The organism is Pseudomonas sp. 15C, from assembly GCF_055484735.1.
On the sequence record NZ_JBUDGD010000055.1, the window covers coordinates 1 to 24,443 of the forward strand.

Below are 24,443 nucleotides of genomic sequence, written 5' to 3' on the forward strand. Positions count from 1 at the left end.
ATCCGGGCGTGGGAGCGCAGCGACCGTCTGGCGCAGCCAGACACAGCGGAAGGAGGTGCAGCGAAGCAAACCGTAGCCGCTGCGCCCGGATCGATCCCGCAGCGAAGGAACCCGAGCCTGCGAGGGCCGAACGTAGGAGCAAGCGTTTTGGGTTACCTTTTTGCTGGGCCGGCACTCCGGCGTTTGAAAAAGGTGACCCGCCGTAAGGGCGGAACCCTAAGCAGCCGTTACCGCAGCAACGGATATGTACCCAAAAATCAGAGCACACAAAGCTCAGCGCTTCGCCTAAAAAGCACGATCCTCAAGCACCGTCACAGTAGCAGTGGTACCCGCACGCAAGCGGTTCTTCCCGGCATAGTCGCCGTCAATCTCGATCCGCACTGGCACCCGCTGCGCCAGTTTCACCCAGGTGTAACTCGGATTGATGTTAGCCAGCAGCCGGCTACCCGGTGCGTTTTCCCGGTCGGCAATGGCGAAGGCAATGCTCTGCACCGTCCCGCCAAAGGTCTCCCCGCTCATCAATTGCACACGGACCCGATCACCCTCGCTGATACGCGGCAGTTTCGTCTCCTCGAAGTAACCACTGATATAGAACGAATCACTGTCGACCAGCGCCATCAAGGCGCCACCCGCTGTCGCATAATCACCCTGACGGGTCAGCAGATTGGTGACATAGCCACTGACCGGCGACTCGACGCGGGTACGCTGCAGATCAAGCTCGGCCTGGGTCAGCGCGGCAACCGCCAACTGCACATTGGCCTCGGCCAGCCCGAGATTGGCCTGGTTACGCAACAGGTCCGCCTGGGCCACCGCGACATCGGTGCTGGATTTTTCCCACTCTTCGCCGGAAATCGCAAAACCCTGCTTGAGCTTGCGCCGCCGACGCTCCTCGCTCTGGCGTTGCTTGAGCAAGGCTTCGCTGGCAACGATGGCCGCTTGCGACTGACCCAGCGACGCCCGGGCGACCTCCACCGAGCGCCGCGCATGCTCCACCGCCAGGCGATAGCGCGCCGGATCGATCTCCATCAACAGTTGCCCCTTGTCGACGTGCTGGTTGTCCTGCACGGCCAGGCTGACAATGCGCCCGGAAACATCCGCCGACAGCGACACCACATCCGCCCTCACCCGTGCATCCCGTGTCCACGGTGCACGGGTGTAATACTCCCAGGCAAACCAGCCCAGCACGATGGCCAACACCACCACCGCCAACGTGACCAACCGCGCGAATAACACTTTCAAGGCATCAGGCTCCCATCAACAGAATCAGCGCGGCGCATACGCACGCATACAAGGCGCCCTCAAACAGCGCTTCATGCCAGACCAGGCGCAGCACGCCGAGGCGACGCAACCCCCAGTCCAGAACCAGAAAGATCGGTATGGCCAACAACAGCGCCTGGGCAATGGGCGGCAGGTACACGCCGCCAATCTCGAAATCAATGGGCAAGGGCCGGTTCTCCTTCCGGAATCGAGCGTTCGATGAACTCACCGTGACGCTGCAGGAATGACACGACGATCAGCAGGGCCACCCGCATGCGGAATACCGACCACAAATGTTCGTGGCTGGCGACGTGCAGATCGTCCAGTTCGTCGCCCAAGGCACGCAGTGTCGTCAACAATGGCGCCAGTTGCACATCCGCGCGCCCGGCGACAAAACGCCCGGTCTTGCGCAGTGCAGATGCCAGATGCTGACTGAATACCTCACTGAGCAACGCATTGTTTTGCGCCTGCTGGCGCAACTGCTGCATCGCCACCCCCAACGCCACGCACGCCAGGCTGACTTCATACAGTTGTTGCATGGCCCGACTGTTCGCCGCCGGTAGCAGGCCGAGCATGCTGGTCAGCCGGTCGACCATGCGACTTTCGAAGGCGAATTGCTCTGCGTCGGTTGCTGGAGTTTTGCTTAGCGTATACACCTGCTCGCGCGCTTCGTTATACAAGCGGCGCAAGCGCAATGCCGGGCGGAACGGGAAGATCCACGCATAAACCAACAGCGCGAGCATCGCCGCACTGACGTAGGCACCAGCGAATTCGAACCATTGAATGGCCGTGTTCTGCCCGGTGCCGACGTTTTGCGGACCGAGCATCAGAAAGCTCGACAGCCCCAGGCCCATGGCAATCCCCGTCGTCGCCGGGTTCGCCAGGCCGATCGCGATCACATACAGCAGCGGCGCAAGCAGCAAGGCCAGCGGTTCAAAATCACTGATCGCCGGCACCAGCATGAATTGATAAAGCGCCGAGACCACCAGTGCCAGTCCCAAACCTCGGGCGTAACTCTGCGCGGCCATCAGCGGTCGCGGAAATGTCGCCATCAGCGAGCAGAGAATCCCCACCAGAATCATCCCGCCACGCGCGCCGTCCCAAGCGGTTTCGATCCAGATCAACCCGGCCACCAGCAACGCCGTGAACGCGCGGATCGCATTCATCGACGCCAGGGTGAAATCCAGATGCAGCGGGCTGACCTGACCGCGAAAAAGCACGCTGGCCTCCCGTCCCTCCTGAATCGCATCGCTCAATTCGAGAATCTGTTCGAGTTGCTGCAACAGCCGCGCCTGCTCCCAGCGTAACGCCCAGGCCAGCGAGCGCAGGGTCGCGCTCATGTTTTCGGTGAGTTGCTCGGCCTGATAAGCCAAGCCTTCGAATTGCTGCTGCAAGGTGACGAAATCATGCCGGCGCTCGCTGGACAACGAACGCCCCTGCTCCGCCAGCTCGTCGAGAAGAGCCAGTTCTTCGCTGCGCAGGCGTTGCACCTCCAGCGGCAGATCGCCCTCCCAGCGCTCGGTGAGCAGTTCTCGCTGATGGCGTAATGCAGTGAGTCGCGAAGTCAGCAGCATCAATTGATTGCCCAGCAGCAACACCAGATTATTCGCACTGCGCAGGCGCGGCGCGTCGAAGTACAGATGTCGACGCAACCCCTCGAGCGCGCTGATTTCGCCGAGCAGTTGCTGCTGCCGACGCTGGAAGTCCGCCTCGCTTTCTTCGGTGCGCAGCACTGCCGCCGCATGACTGGCCGCCAGTTTGATCACCTGATCGACCTTGGCGAAATACCCCTTGGCCACGGCTTGCGGTCGCGCCGTCAACAGGCTGACCACGCACACGCACGCCACGGCCAGCAGGGTTTCGGTCACGCGAGTCACCGCCAGCAGGAACGTGCCGTCCGGATCAGGGATCGCCAGCAGCGCGACGACCACCGCGGTGTAACCACTGAGCACGAACGCTTGTGAACTGGTATAGCGCAGGAGCGTTCCGCCGGCCGTGCACAGCGCCAGCCAAAGCGCGAGCGTGGTGATAAAGGGCAAGGGCGCCTGGGGGAAGATCGCCATGATCAGCACCGCAACAGCCGCGCCAAGGGTCGTGCCGATGACCTGGCCGAAGCTGCGCGCCAGCGCCATCCCGGCCAATGGCTGACTGACGATGACCACCGCCATGATCGACCACTTGGGCTGGTCGAGGTCGAACACGAACGCCAGATACAGCGTCAGCAACCCCGCCACAATGGTGCGCAGGGCAAACAGCAGAACGGCCTGGCCGGGATGAATCACAGCCTTGAAGTAATTGAACAGGGCTTGCATGGGCACACTCATCAAAGCGACTTCTGCAAGCGTAGACACTGCATCGCCGGCTTGGTGCGCAACTGAGTCGACGCAGCTTGTAGGAGGATTCACATGCATAGGGTTTGACTGATTGCCCGAGCTGACCGAAGCTTGCCGCTCTGCTCAACAACGCCTGTTTCGGAATCCCGCATGCCTCAGTCTCGCCGCTACCTGCTGATCAGCCTGGGCCTGGTGCTTGTCGTCGTTGTGGCCTGGTTGTCGCTGCGCAGCACCACCCCGGTGACACCCGATTCGATCAAACACGGTTACAGCGAAGCGCTGAACGCCGCCCGCACCGGCGAACCGGGGGCAGCGCGCCAGTTGTACCAGCAACTGGGTCGGCCGGACATCTCGGTGAAACGCCGCGTGTGGCTGCACGGCGAGCTGCCCAACTACCCGAGCCCCCAGGCGCTGAAACTAGCGGACACCGACCTGCAGAACGAAGCCCCGCAAGTACGCTTGGCCGCCATCAAGAGTGTGGTCGGGCTGGTCCCGGGCGGGCAACGCAGTCTGTTGGTAGGGCCGATGCTCGACGATGCGGACCAGGACGTGCGTTTTGCCGCCATCAACGCCCTCCTCGGCCTGACGCCTGACGAACTGGGGCTGTATTTTGCGCCGCTGCAGCAAGCCATCGATGGCTGGGAGCAGACCCTCAAGGCGCAACCGGAAACTGCCGCCAACTACGCGCAATTGGCGCGCCTGCACATTCACAACGCCGAATTCAAGCAAGCGCAAGTCGCCCTGGAGAACTCGTTGCGTCTGGAACCGGGCAATCTGCCGGCGCTGGTCATGCAGATCGATGTCCTCGACCGTTTGGGCCAAAGCGACGCAGCCCGCCAATTGCTCGCTCAACAACTCAAGGCCCAGCCTGATTCAGCCTATTTGCAACACGCCCTGGGCTTGTGGTTGCTGCACCATGGCCAGCGTGAATACGCCCTGCTCGGTTTGTCCAAAGCCGTCGAACTGGAGCCGGACAACAAGGATTACCGCTACGACCTCGCCACCACCCTGCACAGCGCAGAAGAACTGGAGGCGGCGCAAAAGCAATTGCAGGAAATCGTCCAGCGCCATCCCGCCGACCGCAAGGCTCGGGTTCTGCTGATCAATTACTGGAAAGAAAGCGGCCAGCTGCAAAATGTGCAGATTCTGCTCGCGCAACTCGAACAGCTGAACCCGGACGATCCGGCGCTGCAGCAGGGTCTTTGAGCGTAAAAACCCGCAACATCCGCAAACAATAAGCGGAACTGCCATCACGGCTTAAGGTCAAGTTATTCAGGCCGACCCAATGCATCGATGGTCGCGCTTCCCTAAGTCATGAGAGGACATTATTTGTCTACTTCTAACGAGTTGATCAGTGCGAAAGCCGCTACCGGCATTACGGGCCTGGACGACATCCTGGCCGGTGGCTTGTCTCGCGGACATGTGTTTCTGCTGGAGGGTGAACCCGGTACCGGCAAAACCACGGTCGCTTTGCATTTTCTCCTGGCCGGCGCAAAAGCCGGCGAGCGCTCGTTGTACATCACGCTCTCGGAAACCGAGCGCGAGCTGCGCCAAGGCGCGCTGTCCCACGGCTGGACGCTTGACGACAACATCAAGATCTTCGAGCTGACGCCGCCGGAAAGCCTGCTTAACGCCGAGCACCAGCAAAGCCTGCTGTATTCCTCCGATCTGGAGCTGGGCGAAGCCACCAAGCAGATTTTCGAAGCGGTCGAGCGTTTCAAGCCGACTCGCGTGGTGCTCGACAGCCTGTCCGAAATCCGCTTGCTGGCACAAAGCTCTCTGCGCTATCGCCGGCAGATCCTGGCGATCAAGCATTACTTTGTCCGCTATAACGCGACGGTGGTGCTGCTGGACGATCTCACGACCGAGTCGCTGGACAAGACCGTGCACAGCGTCGCGCACGGGGTGATCCGCCTCGAAGAGCTGACGCCCGCCTACGGTGCCGAGCGTCGACGCGTGCGAGTGGTCAAGTATCGCGGGCAGAAGTATCGCGGCGGTTTCCATGACTTCACCATCATGGGTGATGGCGTGCATGTGTTCCCGCGGCTAGTGGCGGCCGAGCATCGCGGCGAGTATGCGCGGTTGCAACTCTCCAGCGGCATCGAGCAAATGGATGCGCTGCTTGGCGGCGGCATCGAGACCGGTTCGAGCACGCTGATCCTCGGCCCTGCCGGTACCGGCAAGTCGCTGATCTCGATGATCTTCGCCGCCGCTGCTGTGCGTCGCGGCGAAAAAGCTGCGCTGTTCATCTTCGACGAAGAGCTGGGCCTGCTGCACGAGCGCATGAAGAACATCGGTATCAACCTCAAGGAGCTGCAGGCCACCGGCAATCTGCTGATCGAACAGGTGGACGCCGCCGAACTGTCGCCGGGCGAGTTTTCCCATCGCGTACGACGCTGTGTCGATGAGCTTGACATCAAGACTGTGGTGATCGACAGCATCAACGGTTACCAGGCCGCGATGCCGGAAGAGAACGCACTGGTCCTGCACATGCACGAACTGTTGCTGTACCTGAACCGCAAGGGCGCGGCGACGTTCATGACGGTCGCCCAGCATGGCCTGGTCGGTGACATGCAAGCGCCGGTCGACATCACCTATCTGGCTGACACCGTGGTGCTGCTGCGTTATTTCGAAGCGCTGGGCAAGGTCCGCCGCGCGATTTCCATCATCAAGAAACGCACCGGCAGCCACGAATCGACCATTCGTGAATTCCGTATTTCGAAGGGCGGCATGACCATCGGTGAGCCGCTGGAAGCCTTTCAGGGCGTGCTGCGTGGCGTCCCAACTTACCTCGGCGCGAACAATCCGCTGCTTCAGGAAGACAGCTTGTGAATCTCGAGGTGCCACTGGCCGAACGGGCGCTGATTCTGGCGCCCTTGGGTCGCGACAGTCAGATTGCGCTGAAGATTCTCAATGAGGCCGGTTACGGTGGCGTCGTCACCCCCGCCCTCGGCGAGTTGTGTACGCAGCTGGAACTGGGCGCAGGCTTATTGCTCGTCGCTGCCGAAGCCCTGCGCGGGCCGGAAATGGAAACACTGTTCGCCTGGCTGGAGCAGCAACCGGCGTGGTCGGATCTGCCGATCATTCTGTTGACCCACCACGGCGGACAGGAACAAGGCCCCTCGTCGCGGCTGAGCGATCTGCTTGGCAACGTGAGTTTCCTCGAGCGCCCTTTTCATCCCGTCACCCTGGTCAGTATGGTCTCGGCCGCACTGCGCGGGCGACGACGACAATATGAAGCGCGCGATCGCCTGATCGACCTGAGCGAAAGCGAACGGCGCCTGCAATCGACGCTCGAAACCCTCGAGCAACAGGTCGAGGAGCGCACCGCGCAGCTGCGCCACAACGAAGAAGCCTTGCGCCAATCGCAGAAAATGGAAGCGGTCGGCCAGCTCACCGGTGGCATCGCGCACGACTTCAACAACATGCTCACCGGGATCATCGGCAGCCTCGAATTGATTCGGCGGCGCCTGGCCCGTGGGCGAACCGAGGATCTCGACAGCCTGATCGATCTCGGCGTCACCTCAGCCAACCGCGCCGCCGGCCTGACCCATCGTCTGCTGGCGTTTTCCCGTCGCCAGTCGCTGGACTCCAAAGCCGTTCAGATGAACACCCTGGTGCTGTCCATGGGCGAGTTGTTGCAGCGCAGCCTCAATGAAAGCATTCAGCTGGAGATGCGTCTGGATGAAAACCTCTGGGTTGCCGAAGCAGATCCCAATCAGCTGGAAAGCGCCCTGCTCAACCTGGTGATCAATGCCCGTGACGCCATGCCCGACGGCGGCAAACTGGTGGTCGAGACCAGCAATCAGGTGTTACATCGCGATTTCACTGAGGCCTACAGCAATCTCGAGCCCGGCGATTACGTCATGCTCAGCGTCACCGATAACGGCTGCGGCATGCCGCAAAGTGTCATGAGCCGCGCGTTCGATCCCTTCTTTACCACCAAACCGATCGGCCAGGGCACGGGTTTGGGCCTGTCGATGATTTACGGTTTCAGTAAACAGTCGCGCGGCCACGTGTCGATCGACAGCGAAATCGATCAGGGCACCACGGTCAAACTCTACCTGCCGCGCTTTCGCGGCGAAGAATTGGTCAGCGACGATGCAGACGTTGAGCATGCTCCCGATGCGCTGGACGGCGAAACCGTGCTGATCGTTGAGGACGATCCAGCGGTTCGTGTGCTGGTCTGTGCGGTGCTCAGTGAGTTGGGTTATGCCTACGTAGAGGCTGGCGACGCCGACACCGCATTGCCGATTCTCAATTCGACGCAGCGCATCGACTTGCTGGTCAGCGATGTCGGTTTGCCGGGCATGAACGGCCGGCAACTGGCAGAGGTCGGTCGCCAATACCGGCCCGGTCTGAAGGTGCTGTTCATCACCGGTTACGCCGAGCACGCCGCAGTGCGCGGCGGATTCCTCGATTCCGGCATGCAGATGATCACCAAGCCGTTCACCTTCGATCTGCTCACCGCCAAGGTGCGCGAGATGATCAAGAACTGACTGCCAATCCACGGCCCGCGCAAGCGGGCCGGGCAGTCAGGCCAGCAATTCCTGAATCTTTTCCTGCAGCACGTCCAGATCGAAGGGTTTCTCCAGGATGGGAGCCTTGCTGGTGATCGGACTGCCGGTCTCGCGGATTTCCTGCGGATAACCACTGATAAAGATCACTTTCAGATCCGGGCGCAGTTTTACGGCGGGTTCTGCGATCTGCACGCCGGAAATTCCGCCCGGCAAACGAAAATCAGTGATCAACATGTCCAGGTGCGGCTTGCTCGCCAGGATCTCGAACGCCTGTTCTCCGTTTTCAGCCTGCAACACGCGATAGCCCTGCCCCGACAGATAATCCGTCAGAACCATCAAGATAACCGGTTCGTCTTCGACGACGAGTACTACATCTTGTGCATCTACGCTCATGGGAAGCCTTTGTTCGGTCAATAGCTGCTGATACGACCGTACGGTCAATCAGAGGTTGCGTCGGATATGCCGTTTTCCTGGATTGGCAGACAAACGCGAAACAGGGCGCCTTCGTTGATTTCACTTTCGACGACGATGGAGCCGCCATGGGCGGCGACGATCTGCTCGGAAATGAACAGACCCAGCCCGAGCCCGGCCACTACCGTCTTGGCGGAAACCCGTTCGAACTGTTGGAAAATACGCTTCTGGTTTTCCTTGCTGATGCCTATGCCGTGGTCCTGCACTTCGATTCGCGCTTCATCGCCCTCACGGTAGACGCGCACCTGAATCGGACTGCGGCCGCCATAACGCAGGGCGTTGGTCAGCAAGTTCGACACCACCTGCTCGATGCGGAACTCGTCCCAGTGTCCTTCCACGGGGCCGAAGACGGTCAACGACACTTCGGTCTCGGCGGCCTCGATCTGCTGAGCAAAGTTCTGCAGCAGATTGCTCACCAGTTGCACCAGATCGAAACGGCTTGGCCGGATCGACAGCTTGCCGGTGCGAATGCGCGACACGTCGAGCATGTCTTCAATCAGGCGAATCAGGCTTTTGATCTGCCGCTCATCGCGGTCGACCATGGCGTGCATCTTGTCGAGAGTGAACGCCGAAGCGTTGTCGCGGGCCAAGTGCATCTTGCGCAGCTGGGTTTCGAGGATCAGACCGTTGAGCGGCGTGCGTACTTCGTGGGCGACGATCGACATGAAGTCATCGCGCATGCGCACGGCCTGCTCGAGGTCCGCCTGTGTGCTTTGCAGTTGTTGCAGCAACGCTTCCTGCTCGCGACGCGCCTGTTCGAGCGCTTCGAGCTGTTGCTTCAACGCCTTGCTCTGGCGATACAGATCGACGAAGACGTTGACCTTGCTTTTCACCGCATGGATATCCAGCGGTTTGTGCAGAAAGTCCACCGCCCCGCTCTCGTAGCCTTTGAACGCGTAGTTCAACTCGCGGCCGGCGGCGCTGACGAAAATGATCGGGATGTTCTTGGTTTTCTCGGTGCCGCGCATCAATTCGGCGAGTTCGAAGCCGTTCATGCCGGGCATCTGCACATCGAGAATGGCCATGGCGAACTCGTGCTGCAGCAGCAACGACAACGCCTCATCCGCTGACAGGGCTTTGTAGACCGTGCGGTCTTCGCGCTTGATCAGCGCTTCGAGTGCCAGCAGATTCTCCGGCAGATCGTCGACGATCAGCAGTTTGGCTTGGATGTTACTTAGCATGCGATTCGTTCCAGCTCGACAAGCAGACCGCTGATGTCGTGAATGGGTAGGACATGATCCGGCTGCCGAATGTTCATTGCAGCCTGAGGCATGGTGGCGACCTGCGCTTCGTTGGGGTCCTGGACAATGGTCAAACCGCCGCAGCGCTTGATTTGCGCCAGTCCGCGCGCGCCATCGTGATTGGCGCCAGTCAGTAAAACCGCGGCCAGCGTTGGTCCGTAAACGTCGGCGGCGGACTCGAAAAGAAAATCGATCGAGGGCCGCGAATGGTGCAAACGGTCTTCCTGACTCAAGGAAAAGCTGCGGTCCATTTCAATCGACAGGTGATAACCGGGCGTGGCGAAATACACCGTGCCGGCTTCGATATCCTGCTTGTCGGCAGCCTCGACCACCGGCATTTGCAGGCGCCGGGCGAAGACTTCGGCCAATTGGCTGCGGCGTTCTTCGGGTAGGTGCAACACCACAATGATCGGCAATCTGAAGCCACGGCGCAGCGGCCCAAGCAGGCTCAGCAGCGCCTCGACGCCACCGGCGGACGCTCCGACTACAACGGCCTCGACGCGAGGCAAAACCGCCGCTTCGTTCATGTTTTGCGGTAAATCCGTTCTTGCTTCACCAGCCCTTCGAACCGGTTGGCATAGTTGGAAAAATCCAGCGTCTCTTTGCTGCCCAGCACCAGAAAGCCGCGGTGACACAGCGACTCATGAAACAGCCCGAAGGCCCGATCCTGGAGCTTCTTGTTGAAATAGATCAGCACGTTGCGGCAGGAAATCAAGTGGGTTTCGGAGAATACGCTGTCGGTGGCCAGGCTGTGATCGGCAAACGTCACGTTTTCGCACAAGGTCTTGTCAAAAATCGCGTAGCCATAGGCCGCCGTGTAGTAGTCGGCGAACGAGCGCTGACCACCGGCCTGCTGGTAATTGGCGGTATAGGCGCGGACGTTCTCCATCGAGAAAATCCCCTGCTTGGCCTTGTCCAGCGAGCGTGGATTGATGTCAGTCGCGTAGATGATCGTGCGATCGAGCAGGCCTTCTTCGCGCAGCAGAATCGCCATCGAATAGACCTCCTCGCCCGTGCTGCAGCCGGCAATCCAGATTTTCAGCGAAGGATAGGTGCGCAGCAGCGGAACCACTTCGTTGCGGATGGCGAGGAAGTGCGACGGGTCGCGAAACATTTCGCTGACCGGAATCGTCAGCAACTGCAAAAGCTGCATGAACGCCGTCGGGTCATGCAGCACTTTTTCCTGCAGCGCCGAGATCGTCGCGCACTCGAACTGGCTCAACGCGTGGTGCACCCGGCGCTTGATCGAAGCGCCGGAGTAATCGCGAAAATCGTAGCTGTACTTGAGATAAATCGCCTCGATCAACAGGCGCAGCTCAATTTCGCTGTTTCGTTCGGCGGGTGTACTGCGTTCCACTAAATGCGTTCCATCTTCGGTAACCACACACGAATCAGCGAGAACAGACGATCCAGGTCGATGGGCTTGGCCAGATAATCATTGGCGCCCGCCTGCAGGCAGCGCTCCTGATCGTCCTTCATGGCCTTGGCCGTGACCGCAATGATCGGCAGCTTGCGCCAGCGAGGATCCTTGCGGATTTCAATGGTGGCTTCGAAACCGTCCATTTCCGGCATCATCACGTCCATCAACACCAGATCGATGTCCTCGACTTCGTTGAGTTTCTCAATCGCCTCACGACCGTTACGGCCGATCACCACGACTGCGCCTTTGGTCTCCAGGGCACTGGTCAGGGCGAAAATGTTGCGCACATCATCGTCCACCAACAGCACCTTGCGGCCCTCGAAGACTTTGTCGCGGCTGCGTGCGGTCTTGAGCATCTTCTGCCGTTCATGGGACAACTGCGATTCGACTTTGTGCAGAAAGAGTGTGACCTCATCAAGCAAGCGCTCCGGCGAGCGTGCACCCTTGATGATGATCGAGCGCGAATACTTGCGCAGTTCGGATTCTTCGTCGCGGGTCAGGTTGCGCCCGGTGTAGACAATCACCGGTGGGAACGAGCAGATGTCCTCGGTGGACATGCGCTTGAGCAGGTCATTGCCGAGCATGTCCGGCAACTTCAGATCGATGACCATGCAGTCGTAGATCGTCGTGCGCAGCAGCTCCAGCGCATCCTGGGCCAGGCCCACCGCGGTGATTTCAATGTCTTCATCGCCGATCAGCCGCGCGATGCTTTCGCGTTGCAGATCGTCATCCTCGACCAGCAGCACGCGTTTGACCTTTTGCGTCAGCTTGGCTTCGAGACGGGCGAATACGTCTTTCAGCTCTTCACGGGTGGTAGGTTTGACCGCATAGCCGATGGCGCCCATGTGCATCGCTGCTTCGACACGGTCTTCGACAGAAATCACATGCACCGGAATGTGCCGGGTGCCGGCGTGTTCCTTGAGACGTTGCAGCACGGTCAGGCCGGAGTGGTCTGGCAGGCGCATGTCGAGCAGGATCGCATCCGGGACGAACTCTTTCGCCAGGTCGTAGCCTTCGTCGGCACCGTGGGCGACCAGGCACTGATAGCCCAGCTCGTGCGCAAGGTCATAGAGGATGTGGGCGAAATTCGGTTCGTCTTCCACCACCAGAATGCAGCGTGTGTTGAACGGAGCCTTGTCGCGGTCATCGGCGAAACGCGGGATGTGTACCGGCGCCAGCGGTGACACATTCAGCGCTGGCGCTGCAGGCGCGACTGGCGCAGGCGGCGTGAAGGTCAACGGCGCCGATGCCACTTCAGCGGACTCGCTGTACTGAGTTGGCAGCAGCAGGGTGAACACACTGCCCTGCCCCGGCGTGCTGCTGACGCTGATCGAGCCGCCGAGCAAGGTCGCCAGATCACGGGAAATCGACAAGCCCAGACCCGTGCCGCCGTATTTGCGGTTGGTGGTGCCATCGGCCTGACGGAACGCTTCGAAAATGCTTTCCTGCTGGTCTGGCGCAATACCGATGCCCGAATCGCGAACGATGAATGCAATATGCTCGTCAGGCTGGCCGGCGATGGTCAGGCTCACCGAACCCTTCTCGGTGAACTTCAACGCGTTCGACAGCAGGTTCTTGATCACCTGCTCCAGGCGCTGGCGGTCGGTGTACAGCATGGCCGGCGCGCCCGGTTGCAGGTCGACAGTGAAGGCCAGCTGCTTGTCCGTCGCCAATGGCTCGAACATGTTGCGCAAGCCTTCGGCCAGACGCGCGACGCTGGTGTTCTCGGGCAGCACTTCGAGTTTGCCCGCCTCGACTTTGGAGATGTCGAGAATATCGTTGATCAGGTTGAGCAAGTCGTTGCCGGCGGAATAGATCGACTCGGCAAACTTGACCTGTTCGGCGCTGAGGTTTTCCTGCGGATTCTCCGCGAGCAACTTGGCCAGAATCAGCGAGCTGTTCAACGGCGTGCGCAGTTCGTGGGACATGTTGGCGAGGAATTCAGACTTGTATTTGCTTGAACGCTGCAACTCTTCGGCGCGTTCTTCCAGTTGCACTTGGGCCTGATTGAGCTCGGTGTTCTTCTGGTCCATGGCATCGCGCTGCTCGGCCAGGGTTTGCGCCTGTTCGGCAAGCTGCTCGTTGGTCTGCTCCAGCTCGACCTGCTGGGTTTCCAGGTGCGCCTGGGATTCCTTGAGAATCCGCGACTGTTCTTCCAGCTCTTCGTTGGCGGTTTTCAGTTCTTCCTGCTGCACCTGCAACTCTTCGTTCAACTGCTGGGTTTCGGCCAGCACTTCCTGCAGGCGCTGACGGTAACGCGCCGCTTCGATGGAAGTGCCGATGTTGCCGGCAATCAGTTCCAGCAATTCGATGTCGCGCTGGTTCAGCGGGCGCAGAAAGCCCAGTTCGATCACGCCATTGACGCGTTCGTCGTCGCTGGTCGGCACCACCAGCACGCTGTGCGGCAAGCCTTCACCGAGGCCGGAGCTGACTTTGAAGTAGTCGCTCGGCACCGCATCAAGACGAATCAGCCGCGCCTGCTGCGCCACTTGGCCAACAATGCCCTCGCCACTGAAGATCGCTTGTTCCTGTTCTTCTTGTTGACGGGAGAACCCGTAAGTGGCCACGCGTTTCAGTCCGCCGTGCTCTTCGCGCACATACAATGCGGCCACGGCAGTGCCCAGGTACTGCGCGCAGAACTGCAGAATATTGCGCCCCAACAGATTCAGCGTCAGTTGCCCCAACACTTGCTCGGCCAGTTGCGTCTGGCCATTGCGCAACCATGCTTGTTTTTCCAGGCGCTCGGCACTGGCCTCTTGCGCCGCCAGGGTCGCGCTATAGCTTTGCGAAAGATTGACCAGATCACGGCGACCGACATACGCCAGCAAACCGCTGATGACGCCGATGAACAGCAGATAAAGGCTGATGCTCCAGATCGTGGTACGCCGCACTTCTTCATTACGCGTGGCGCGCAATACCTGCTCGGTCTCGATGACGTCTTCGAACTGCTTGCGGATTTCGTCGGTCAGGCGCTTGCCGCGCCCGGCCTTGACCGCGCCACGATAATCGCCGCTGCTGCGCTGCAGATCGATCATTGATTGCGCGTAATTGGCCCATTCGACCTGCAACGCCTGCAGACGACGAATGCGATCCGTCTGCACAGGGTTGTCGGCAGTCAGCTCGAGCAACGTACTGAGCGCCACGGCGATCCGCGGTTTGGCAGTCTCGTACGGGTCGAGGAAGTGCTCGTCACCGCTGAGCAGGTAGCCGCGCATGCCGGTTTCCAGGTCCACGGTGAGCTTCACCGCTTCGTTGGCGTTATTGATCACCCGGTCGGTGTGCTCCACCCACTGGATAACCGACAACAGATAGGTGATCAGCGACACGAAAAACACGGCGCTCAGTGCGCCAACGCCCAAGGGCAGGCTGATGTTGCGAGTCAGGAGTTTACGGAACCGTTGTTCATCAACCGAAGACGGAGAGGACATGAGGCAGCCTTGTCGAACTGTTGAAAAACGTGGAGTTTGCCCGAAAACCCCGGTCTGGATCCATTTTTCTGACGCTTTTGATGGCAATTTCCTACATCCCCCTGCACGCGGACGGCGCCAACCGCTATCCTGTCGCCGCCCCGCTGCCCCGCGCTTTTTTTGTATCAAGCCGGGAACTTGTGGCTATGCGCCATTTACTCATGCAAGAGTCCGGCGATTTCGATCGACCGGTGTCCCCCCGTTTTTTTGAGAGCCCTGCCATGTCTGCCACCCAATCCACCATCCTTGTCGTTGAAGACGACGCCATCGTGCGCATGCTTATTGTGGATGTGCTGGAGGAGTTGGAATACCGGGTCGTGGAAGCCGATGGTGGCGAGCAGGCCCTGGAAGTTCTTCAGGACCAGACCCGGCAAATCAATCTGATGATGACGGATGTCGGACTGCCCGGCATGGATGGTCGCGAGCTGGCGAAGGAAGCGCGCAAACTGCGCCCTGCCCTTAAGGTCCTGTTCGCCAGTGGTTACGCGGAATCCATTGACGTCCCGGAAGACATGCACATGATCGGCAAACCGTTTTCAATTGACCAATTGCGCGACAAAGTAAAAAAGATAATTGATTAACCGCACAAATCAACGCAGCTATCACCCTTAATGAGCTCGAGATAAATACAACAACTTTCGAGCAATCGAAAAACGACCTCACACAAACCTTGTTGATAACCACCCACTTAAAAAAGAGGATACATCGAACTTACAAACCAACAACAAGCTGACTTATGAAAACCAAACATACGAATTCTTCAAACCAACGTAATTTATCTCGACTCACAAACTCCATAGACTCCCAGCGCGATCACTCTCCGAGTGATAATCGTGAGCGGGAAGAAGTGATTTATAAACTCAGGCAACGCGTATCGGATCTCGCCCCTTCGCAAACCATTACCTTGGCTGGCGCGACCATCACTCTCGAATCGGGATCATCCCTGGAGGAAGCACTGCTTGCGGGTCGACACCTATTGCATACATTGTGCGATCAAGCCTCTTTCAAAAAGCTCCTGGCAACATTACAACTTTCCGATCGTTTCATTTTTGAAATAAGCGCTGAAGGCAAAATGAATGCAGTCAGCGGTAACAACAGCACGGGCCTGGAAAACGCTTTCATCCTCGCGCCGGATTTGAAAGAAGACCTGCAAACCCTGGTTGAAATGGCAGCGTTGACCGGTGGCAAGATTTCCAACGCCGATCAGATTGATTTAACGCAGTGGCTGGCATTTCATGGCTTTCTGATCCCGCGCAACGCTCTCGAAGTTTCCCGCCTGGTCGCATTCATGACTGCCGCGCCCAAGCCAGGTCCAGTGTTTGGTAACTATCGGGAAATGATCAAGGCCAGCGAAGGCAACACGGCCACGCTGTCGGCGGCGCAACGCGGCGAGCTTCGCAAGCTCATTGTCAGTTATACAAAAGGCGAGTCATTACTGGAGCATCTGTCAGAACGTATTCTGGGTGGACGGCTCGCGCCGTTCACACGCTCCGAAGCCGAAAATATCATTGATCAACTGGTCTCCAGCCCAATCGCCGTTCATTGGGCGGACGCTTGCGTGCGCGATCTGGGCTGGTATGGCACGCAGCCGAATCAGCCACAGTCGGCAACGGCGCGCAAACAAATAATCCTGACCGCCCTTTTGCTGGATCTGCATCCGCAAGTGGGTGAGCAAGAGCTGCGCAATCATGTGGCCGGCTTCGATCTGTATGCTGCCGAACATCTGGAGCTGTCTTTCGCAGACATTCAGACCCGATTCGAAAATCACCTGATCGCACATCATCGAGTGAGCCAACGTAACGTCGCACTCGCCGCGCATTTATTGCTGGCCGAGCCCGCGCCGGAGTTTCTAGTCCCCCAGCTGCCTGCCACGCTGTTACTGGGTACACCGCAATGCGTCGAATACTGCCGAATCGTAGCGGTGCATGAAATCATAGCCCCAGGCTCGACCCGCTCAATGTCTTACGCAAAGCTGCAACAACTTTCGACATTGGAACCGGCGACCGAATCGCGCAAGAAACTCGATGCTCTGGCAGCGATAGACCCTGTCATCGATTGGGCATTGCTCAATAAAATCGTCTCGCCTGAAGAGGTCGAGAACTCCGTCCCCGAGGCCCTTAAAGTCGCTACGGATGCGTATGTGCGGCATGCCAGAACACTTGCCGCAAATGCCGAAACATTGAAGCGCCCTCTGCCAACACGCAAAAGTGTCGCCTTGGACATTCTCAAGCACGTCGCCAAGGGTTGTACTTACCTTGAAAATGACGTGCTTCAGCAGGTACGCAATGTACCGTTGGAAGACGCCTATAACTCGCTGCGCCTTTCTCCGGTTGAACTGCATATGTCCAACGACCTTGCGACCGGCGACTGGGATCTGAAAAAAGGCGAAAGTATCTATAAAGCGTTTCCCGACCTGCTGCGCAATCTGGTTTCGCCCGACGGTGAATTCCACCGCCAGTTCAATCGGGCCTATGTCACGCATACACAAGCCATGCATACGCACCTGAAACAGGCCTTCTCGTTCCTGCCACTGTCTGAGCGGACGCGTTTGCTCAAAGGCAAGGTGACAATGTTCACCGTCAGACCCTCGGTTGCGAAACTTCAGGACATCACCTCTTTGCCCGTCAATCCCCTTGCATCGGTCATTGATTCAATCGTCAAGACGACTGAGCGTAAGCCCACTGAAAGCCATAAAGAAATAGACGAAGCCAAAGGCCGCTACGGCGTGGTGATTTATTGCGAGTACGAGGGTCAGGGTTCGTGTTACGAGCTACTCACATTGCACGGCGTCTGCCGTGAAAACACTCAAATGGCAGCGCTGATTCAGCAGGAAAATCTGCTGAATCCAAAGGTTTCCCCCGCAGGGAGGAAATACTCTGCGCCTGCTACAGTGCATCGATTACCCACGGATATCGAATGTTATACCCATGGCGTACCGCCCGGTCTCGTCGCTATCAGTTCGGGCATTATCGACAGGGTCAATGAGTTGCCCGCTGAGCCACCTGCGCAGATCAACGGTTACTACCAAAGTTTCTACTCCAAGGAGTTCGATCGCCTGGTGAACTTCGTGCTCAAGCACAGACCGATCGCAACTTATGATGAACTGGTCAAAGAATGTTGGGGACAGACCCGGCTCGAGGCTTTGCGGATCAAACGGGACAAGGATCTGGATACGTTTCTCAATGTGATCGTTCCGTTCAAGTCGTGTATCGAAGATTTGAATTCCGACGATATAGTGCGACAGGTTCAAGGCGCCGGAGCTTGCGCGCTGGAAGCCGCAATGACCGTTCTGCTGGTAGTCGCTGCCATCGCAAAAGTTGCCACCGTGGTCGCCACAGGCGTGAGCGCTGCCACAAAGGCCGGCAAAATCGCTTCGACAGGCCTTGGACTGGTCAACAGCCTGATCAACCCACTGGACGGGGCCACCGATCTACTGATCAAGGGAGCGAAACTCTTGCGTAAAGGCTGGCACAGCGGTTTGGCCGCACTTGAAGGTGCTATATACGACGCCCGGAAATGGACTGCAAAACCGCCCTATCACGCACTTTCCACTGTGGCCGATACGGACACTCTGCGACTAGGCACGCGGCAATATGCGCAAAACTCCACCGACCTGTTTCAGGTATGGGGCATCCGCCACACGGATGAATGGTACGCCGTAAACCGTCTGGGCGAACCGTGGGGACCTCAATTGAGAGAGCTGAAAGTTGTCAATATCTTTCGCAATCCATTCAAGCGAGCAAAACCTTTCAGCTATACCCGCGGTTATCTTAAAAAAGCGATTCCTCACGCTAAAAGTAAAATCGACAACACGATTGCGTTGATCTCCGATGCCCGAAACGAGGACGTCAGAACCGTCCTTCTGCATATCTTTGGTACCGACTCGAATGCGGCGGTCGAGCACATAACGAACAATCTGCGGAACATGCGCAGAGATCTCGACTTTGTCAGCCTCGAGAACATGATCTTTCGGCCACAGGGTAGCGATGCCTATGCTGCCTTACAGCCCCAGGCCTATAAGCGCTGGCAAGCCGCTGTGTATTCGAATACCAAACTGGACGTCAACACAAGGACGTTCTTGTCCATTTATCCGGACAATCTGGATGAAATGTATGAAGTGGCGAAATTTGACGACGCCAAGATCGGCGACGTTCTGGTGCATGAAATATCTCATGGCGCTCCAGGCACGCTCGACTTCTATTACGGAGATGCGATTAAAGGTGCAAGCCCGGCGGAGTACGACGCCGTCGGTCTGTTGGAGTTCGCCAGAAACCCGCGCAAGGCGCATCCCAAAAATACGGCCAACCCTCATTTCCGCTATGCAAAAGTGGCGGACTTTCAGGAATTCGAGTCTATTACAACCTGGCCTGCAATCATCAAAGAGCACCCGGCATTGCTGAATGCCGAATCCTATGCAGTGGCAGTGTCGTTGATAGACCAATACCGAACCAGCCCCAGTACTTTTCAGTTCAACCGTTCGGTTATCACCAATACGATCAATAACACCGCTCCCGGAGAGTTCCTTCCGGGCCCGCTTCTGCTTAACCTGGCCAAACCGGCCTTTTAAAACGCGAAAACAGGTGCACTGCTGAGAAGAGGGGCGCAAACAACCATCACTGTGGTTTAATTGCGCCCTTTTTTTGCCGGCCCGGCTGATGCTCAGGACTGCCCTCATGAACCTGCCTTCCACCACCAAAGTCCTTGTCATCGGCTACGTCTGGCCAGAGCCGCGTTCCTCGGCAGCCAGCGGGCATGTCATGCAGATCCTCGAAACCCTCCTGCAGCAAGGGTGGGATATCACTTTCAGCAGTCCGGCCGGCCCTGGCGAGCACAAGGCTGATCTGGCTGCGCTCGGCATTCGTGAAGTGCCGATCGAACTCAACAACAGCAGCTTCGATACGTTCATCAGCGAACTGGCGCCGGATATTGTCCTGTTCGACCAGTTCATGATGGAGGAGCAGTTTGGCTGGCGCGTGGAAAAGCACTGCCCACAAGCGCTGCGCGTGCTGGAAACTTCGGACCTTCAAAGCCTGCGGCATGCGCGCCATCAACGGCTGAAGGATCGCCTCAAGCGCAATCCTGAGCAGAATGATTTCAGCGATGTATTCGCGCCTGCCCTCACCGACGAGTTCGCGCTGATGGCCGAGACCGATCTGGCCAAACGCGAGATCGCAGCGCTGTATCGTTGTGATCTGAACCTGATGATTTCCGAAGTCGAGATTCAATTGCTGATCGAACAATTCGGCGTGCCTGCGCAGTTGTTGCACTGGTGTCCGCTGATGGTCAATCTGCCTGTTGTCGAACCGGCCGCCATGGCCGGACGGGCGAACTTTCTGAGCATCGGCAACTTTCGACATGCGCCCAATTGGGACGCGGTGCTGTGGCTGAAAACCACGATCTGGCCGCTGATTCGCCAGCAATTGCCGCAGGCCCAACTGCATATTTATGGTGCTTATACGCCGCCGAAAGCCTCGGCGCTGCATAACGCCAGGGAAGGCTTTCACATCATGAACTGGGCTGAAGATGCGTTGCAGGTCATGTCTGCCGCGCGGGTCTGCCTGGCGCCGTTGCGGTTTGGCGCCGGCATCAAGGGCAAACTGGTCGACTCCATGCTCTGCGGCACGCCCAGCGTCACCACGCCGGTGGGTGCCGAAGGCATGCATGGCGAGCATGCGTGGCCAGGTGCAGTCACCCGGAGCGCAGTCGATTTCGCTAATCGCGCTGTCGCGCTTTACAACGATGAGGCGCAGTGGCAGCAGGCCCGCTCGGCAGGTTACGCCCTGCTGACCGAACGCTACTCGCAGTCAGTGCACGGTCCGGCGCTGATCGAAAAACTGCGTTATTGTCAGGAAAACCTCGAACAACTAAGGGTTACAAACTTCACCGGCAGCATGCTGCGGCATCATTCGCATAAAAGCACTCAGTACATGGCGCAGTGGATTGAAGCGAAGAACCGTCTACCGCAAGAAACAAGTGACATGTAAGCGGGAATATCTACACGACTTGCATTAAAAGCGACATTGGCCAAACAACATCGAACCGTTATAAACATCCTGCGCGCGCACTTCTACCAACTTAAAAATCCACGCAGGATGTAATACATGGACAGTATCGACAACTTTCAACCGTACCAATGGATGGCCGACGCGCCGCAGATTGACAATCTTTCGCTTTTTGAATTGACCCTGCCGGGCACGCATAATGCGGGCTGCGACCTTGATGCCCGTTATACCGTACCGTTAAGCAGCAACTGGATTGCCTGCCAGGACGTTTCGTTCTATTCACAATTGAGTCGTGGCGCCCGGGCACTTGATGTTCGTCTTGACTTTATCCCTGGAGCCCAAGGCCTTGCGCAATTCCGTTTCCAGCATAATGGCTACCGTTCCTCTCGCACACTTGAAGATCTGGTGCGTGACATAAAAGCTTTTTATGAAAGAAGCCGTGATGAATTCATCATTCTGGACTTTCATGAACTCGCTAATGGCAAAAAGGAATTCGATCATGCACAGTTCAAGGCATTAATGCTGGAGCATCTCGGTGATCGAATGATCCCCGCGCAGAATCTTTATCTGCCCCTTGGAGAGCTGAAGGCAATCAGTCCGCTGCAACGCATCATGGTGGCCGCGCCGACGACGTGGGAAAACGATGATTTTCGCTTCCAGCGCAAGATCGACCACAAATGGATCGGCAAAAATCTGGCCAAGGAAGCTGAACTTCGAGACTACATTGCTGAAGTGTTGAGCGCGCCGATCAGCAGGCTGCGCCCTTGGTCCTTGTCAGCGACGCTCTACTCCGCGGGCGGTCCGCAGCGGATTCTGGGTGCGCTCGACAGCTGGTTCGATCCAAGCCAATCGGACTGGGCGAAAAAGTGCCACATCATCAATTTCGACTTCATCAAGAATTCGAATCTGGTGCGCTTTTGCCTGACGGCGAATCTGCAGAAAGCCAGTGAGAAGTCAGCATAAACACCAGCACCGTACGGCCAACGGGAACTGGCGCAACGCTTGATAAACGAGGCATCATCGGCAGGCGATCAACAACAAGAAGCGCACCATGACCCGAACCGCTCGCGTCACCGACCCCTCTTACGAGTTGATGGATGACCATAACGGCTTGTCCATCATCTACCGTCAGCACGGCTTCCCCTGCCCGCTGGTGCGCTGGCACTTCCACAAGGAGTACGAACTGCACTTGATCGTCGCCAGTTCCGGCAAAGTGTTCATTGGTGACTACATCGGCAACTTCTATCCGGAAACGCTATTCCTGACCGGCCCCAACCTGCCGCACAACTGGATCAGCCAGGTCGCCGAAGACGAAGTGGTGGAAAAGCGCGACATGCTGGTCAACTTCACCGATGAATTGTTCGAAAGTGGCCATCAGGTATTCGCCGAGTTGAAAACATTGGCACCACTGCTGGAGCGTGCGCAGTACGGCATCGAGTTTCGCTGCAAGCGCACCATTCGCCAGGCCATGACCTTGATGCAGCGCATCGCCGATTCCAGCGGTATTACCCGCCTCGGGCATTTTTTCATTCTGATGGAGTTGCTCGCGGCGAGTGATGACTTCCTGTTGTTGTCGGGCGCCACAACGCCGCAACTGGCCGACGAGCACAACATCGATCGCACCAACCGCGCGGTCGATTACATTTTCAGCCACTACGCGCGGGATATCTCGCTGGAGGAAGTGGCCGAGCATCTGGGCATGACCCCGACTTATTTCAGCCGCGTATTCAAACAGGCCACCGGACGCAACTTCATCGAGTTCGTCAATCGCCTGCGCATCAGCAAGTCCTGCGAGTTGCTGGCCGACGGTGACAAACCGGTGACTGAGGTGTGTTTCGAGTCCGGGTTCAATAACATCTCCAACTTCAACCGGCGTTTTCAGCAGCTCAAGGGCATGACGCCATCGCACTACAGACGGCTCGCGGTACAGCGCCTGACCGAGCAGAACCACCTCTGACAACACGATCCTTTGTAGGAGCGAGCCTGCTCGCGATGAGGCCATGTCAGTCAACATCATTGTTGAATGACACAACGCTATCGCGAGCAGGCGAAGGCCTACATGGGATGTGCAACGTCTGAAACCTGTACACATTCGATTCCCCTTCCCCGCTGCAAACCCCTTCCCTGCGTTAACCCCCGTAAACCCCAGTGCAAAAAAGTATCGATAAAAGTGCTAGGGATGATTTGTCACTGCGCCGATTGAAGGCTGTAATCAGCGCAGATTCTTCCTGTCGTCGGAAGACACAAAAACAATAACCGTCCTTCTGCCACCCGCCGGGTGCAGAAAAGGAGTGCACGATGCAACCCACTGCAAAAGCTCTGCTTGCCCTCACCTGCATGACCCTGAGCAGCGTCAGCCTTGGCGCCCAGACCCTGACCATCGCCACCGTCAACAACAGTGACATGATCCGCATGCAGAAACTCTCGAAGACTTTCGAGAGCGAGCACCCGGACATCAAGCTCAACTGGGTCGTGCTCGAAGAGAACGTCCTGCGTCAGCGCCTGACCACCGATATCGCCACCCAGGGCGGTCAGTTCGATGTGTTGACCATCGGCATGTACGAAGCCGCACTGTGGGGCGCCAAGGGTTGGCTGGAACCGATGAAGGACCTGCCGGCCAGTTACGCCCTCGACGATGTCTTTCCTTCGGTCCGCGAAGGCTTGTCGGTGAAAGGCTCGCTGTACGCCCTGCCGTTCTATGCCGAAAGCTCGATCACCTATTACCGCACCGACCTGTTCAAGAACGCCGGGCTGACGATGCCGGAGCGGCCAACCTGGGAACAGATCGCCGGCTTCGCTGAAAAACTCACCGACAAGGACAAAGAACAGTACGGCGTCTGCCTGCGCGGCAAGGCCGGTTGGGGCGAAAACATGGCGTTGATCACCACCGTGGCCAATGCCTATGGCGCGCGCTGGTTCGATGAGCAGTGGAAACCGGAATTCAGCGGCCCGGAATGGAAAAACGCGCTGAATTTCTACGTCAACACCATGAAGAAATCCGGCCCGCCAGGCGCTTCCAGCAACGGTTTCAACGAAAACCTCGCACTGTTCAACAGCGGCAAGTGCGCGATCTGGGTGGACGCCAGCGTAGCCGGTTCTTTCGTGACGGATAAAACGCAAAGCAAAGTTGCCGAGCATGTCGGCTTCACCTTCGCTCCGCATCAGGTCACTGACAAAGGTTCGGCCTGGCTGTATTCGTGGGCGCTGGCGATTCCGACCAGCTCCAAGGCCAAGGACGCGGCCAAGCAATTCAGCGCCTGGGCCACTTCCAAAGAGTACGGCGAGCTGGTGGCGAAAACCGACGGCATTGCCAACGTGCCGCCTGGCACCCGGGCCTCGACCTACAGCGATGCCTACATGAGCGCCGCGCCGTTTGCCAAGGTCACCCTGGAATCGCTGAAAGCCGCAGACCCGGGCAAACCGACGTTGAAGCCAGTGCCTTATATCGGTATTCAACTGGTGACCATTCCTGAGTTCCAGGCCGTGGGCACGCAGGTCGGCAAGTTGTTCTCGGCGGCGCTGATCGGCCAGACCACGGTGGATCAAGCCCTGGCTGCGGCGCAGCAGACCACCGAACGCGAGATGAAGCGCGCCGGTTATCCCAAGTAAGACCTCTAAACCTGTGGGAGCTGGCTTGCCAGCGATGAGGCCGGCACGTTCAACATTGATGTCGTCCTCTCCATCGCCATCGCGGGCAAGCCCGCTCCCACAGGGTCCGCGTCGATGTCAGGA

At 58.1% G+C, this 24,443-nt stretch carries 17 protein-coding genes; 9 read left to right on the plus strand and 8 right to left on the minus strand.

Annotation, left to right across the window (positions count from 1 at the left end; genetic code table 11):
• Positions 1-285: 285 nt before the first annotated feature.
• The 3 genes from ACYYKW_RS21800 to ACYYKW_RS21810 are packed head-to-tail and all read right to left on the minus strand — an operon-like array spanning position 286 to position 3,569.
• A complete protein-coding gene (locus ACYYKW_RS21800) occupies positions 286-1,239 on the minus strand; it encodes an HlyD family secretion protein (RefSeq protein ID WP_336356980.1) in 954 nt (317 codons plus the stop codon).
• 4 nt (positions 1,240-1,243) lie between these two features.
• A complete protein-coding gene (locus ACYYKW_RS21805; protein WP_093101719.1) occupies positions 1,244-1,444 on the minus strand; it encodes a DUF1656 domain-containing protein in 201 nt (66 codons plus the stop codon).
• On the minus strand, positions 1,434-3,569 hold the full coding sequence (locus ACYYKW_RS21810) for an FUSC family protein (protein WP_464991136.1): 2,136 nt from the start codon (positions 3,567-3,569) through the stop codon (positions 1,434-1,436). The genes ACYYKW_RS21805 and ACYYKW_RS21810 overlap by 11 nt, the downstream gene beginning before the upstream one ends.
• Positions 3,570-3,740: 171 nt before the next feature.
• Here ACYYKW_RS21810 and ACYYKW_RS21815 point away from each other — a divergent pair, with 171 nt between their 5' ends.
• The 3 genes from ACYYKW_RS21815 to ACYYKW_RS21825 all read left to right on the plus strand — a co-directional run bounded on the left by ACYYKW_RS21815 (position 3,741) and on the right by ACYYKW_RS21825 (position 8,089).
• Positions 3,741-4,796, plus strand: a complete 1,056-nt coding sequence (locus ACYYKW_RS21815) for a tetratricopeptide repeat protein (protein WP_464991137.1) — start codon at positions 3,741-3,743, stop codon at positions 4,794-4,796.
• A 123-nt stretch (positions 4,797-4,919) separates the two neighbouring features.
• Entirely contained in the window at positions 4,920-6,422 is a 1,503-nt protein-coding gene (locus ACYYKW_RS21820; protein WP_090283328.1) for an ATPase domain-containing protein, read from the plus strand.
• Positions 6,419-8,089: an ATP-binding protein gene (locus tag ACYYKW_RS21825; RefSeq protein WP_090283327.1), complete on the plus strand. Its 1,671-nt coding sequence runs from the start codon at positions 6,419-6,421 to the stop codon at positions 8,087-8,089. Before ACYYKW_RS21820 ends, ACYYKW_RS21825 begins: the two co-directional genes overlap by 4 nt.
• Before the next feature lie 36 nt (positions 8,090-8,125).
• Here ACYYKW_RS21825 and ACYYKW_RS21830 read toward each other — a convergent pair whose 3' ends face one another.
• Genes ACYYKW_RS21830 through ACYYKW_RS21850 form a run of 5 tightly spaced genes read right to left on the minus strand, consistent with a single transcriptional unit; the run spans position 8,126 to position 14,670 of the window.
• Positions 8,126-8,503 carry a response regulator gene (locus tag ACYYKW_RS21830; protein ID WP_016774860.1) on the minus strand — a complete coding sequence of 126 codons (378 nt, stop codon included), beginning with the start codon at positions 8,501-8,503 and terminating at the stop codon, positions 8,126-8,128.
• Positions 8,504-8,547: 44 nt separating this feature from the next.
• The gene (locus ACYYKW_RS21835; RefSeq protein ID WP_090283326.1) at positions 8,548-9,762 is read right to left on the minus strand and encodes a hybrid sensor histidine kinase/response regulator; all 1,215 of its coding nucleotides are present in this window, start codon (positions 9,760-9,762) and stop codon (positions 8,548-8,550) included.
• Positions 9,756-10,349 carry a chemotaxis protein CheB gene (locus ACYYKW_RS21840; RefSeq protein WP_090283325.1) on the minus strand — a complete coding sequence of 198 codons (594 nt, stop codon included), beginning with the start codon at positions 10,347-10,349 and terminating at the stop codon, positions 9,756-9,758. Before ACYYKW_RS21840 ends, ACYYKW_RS21835 begins: the two co-directional genes overlap by 7 nt.
• The gene (locus ACYYKW_RS21845) at positions 10,346-11,179 is read right to left on the minus strand and encodes a CheR family methyltransferase (protein ID WP_090283324.1); all 834 of its coding nucleotides are present in this window, start codon (positions 11,177-11,179) and stop codon (positions 10,346-10,348) included. Before ACYYKW_RS21845 ends, ACYYKW_RS21840 begins: the two co-directional genes overlap by 4 nt.
• Positions 11,179-14,670, minus strand: a complete 3,492-nt coding sequence (locus tag ACYYKW_RS21850) for a response regulator (RefSeq protein WP_093101721.1) — start codon at positions 14,668-14,670, stop codon at positions 11,179-11,181. The genes ACYYKW_RS21845 and ACYYKW_RS21850 overlap by 1 nt, the downstream gene beginning before the upstream one ends.
• A gap of 260 nt (positions 14,671-14,930) precedes the next feature.
• Between ACYYKW_RS21850 and ACYYKW_RS21855 the strand changes: the two genes are divergently transcribed.
• The 6 genes from ACYYKW_RS21855 to ACYYKW_RS21880 all read left to right on the plus strand — a co-directional run bounded on the left by ACYYKW_RS21855 (position 14,931) and on the right by ACYYKW_RS21880 (position 24,320).
• Positions 14,931-15,290, plus strand: coding sequence for a response regulator (locus ACYYKW_RS21855; protein WP_093106722.1), 360 nt, complete (start codon positions 14,931-14,933; stop codon positions 15,288-15,290).
• Between the two features lie 155 nt (positions 15,291-15,445).
• A complete protein-coding gene (locus ACYYKW_RS21860; RefSeq protein WP_464991138.1) occupies positions 15,446-19,276 on the plus strand; it encodes a M35 family metalloendopeptidase in 3,831 nt (1,276 codons plus the stop codon).
• Positions 19,277-19,382: 106 nt separating this feature from the next.
• Positions 19,383-20,693, plus strand: a complete 1,311-nt coding sequence (locus tag ACYYKW_RS21865) for a glycosyltransferase (protein ID WP_464991139.1) — start codon at positions 19,383-19,385, stop codon at positions 20,691-20,693.
• A 117-nt stretch (positions 20,694-20,810) separates the two neighbouring features.
• Positions 20,811-21,674, plus strand: a complete 864-nt coding sequence (locus ACYYKW_RS21870; RefSeq protein ID WP_464991140.1) for a PI-PLC domain-containing protein — start codon at positions 20,811-20,813, stop codon at positions 21,672-21,674.
• Between the two features lie 88 nt (positions 21,675-21,762).
• Positions 21,763-22,668 carry an AraC family transcriptional regulator gene (locus ACYYKW_RS21875; RefSeq protein WP_093101725.1) on the plus strand — a complete coding sequence of 302 codons (906 nt, stop codon included), beginning with the start codon at positions 21,763-21,765 and terminating at the stop codon, positions 22,666-22,668.
• Positions 22,669-23,009: 341 nt separating this feature from the next.
• Entirely contained in the window at positions 23,010-24,320 is a 1,311-nt protein-coding gene (locus ACYYKW_RS21880) for an ABC transporter substrate-binding protein (protein WP_464991141.1), read from the plus strand.
• Positions 24,321-24,443: the final 123 nt, after the last annotated feature.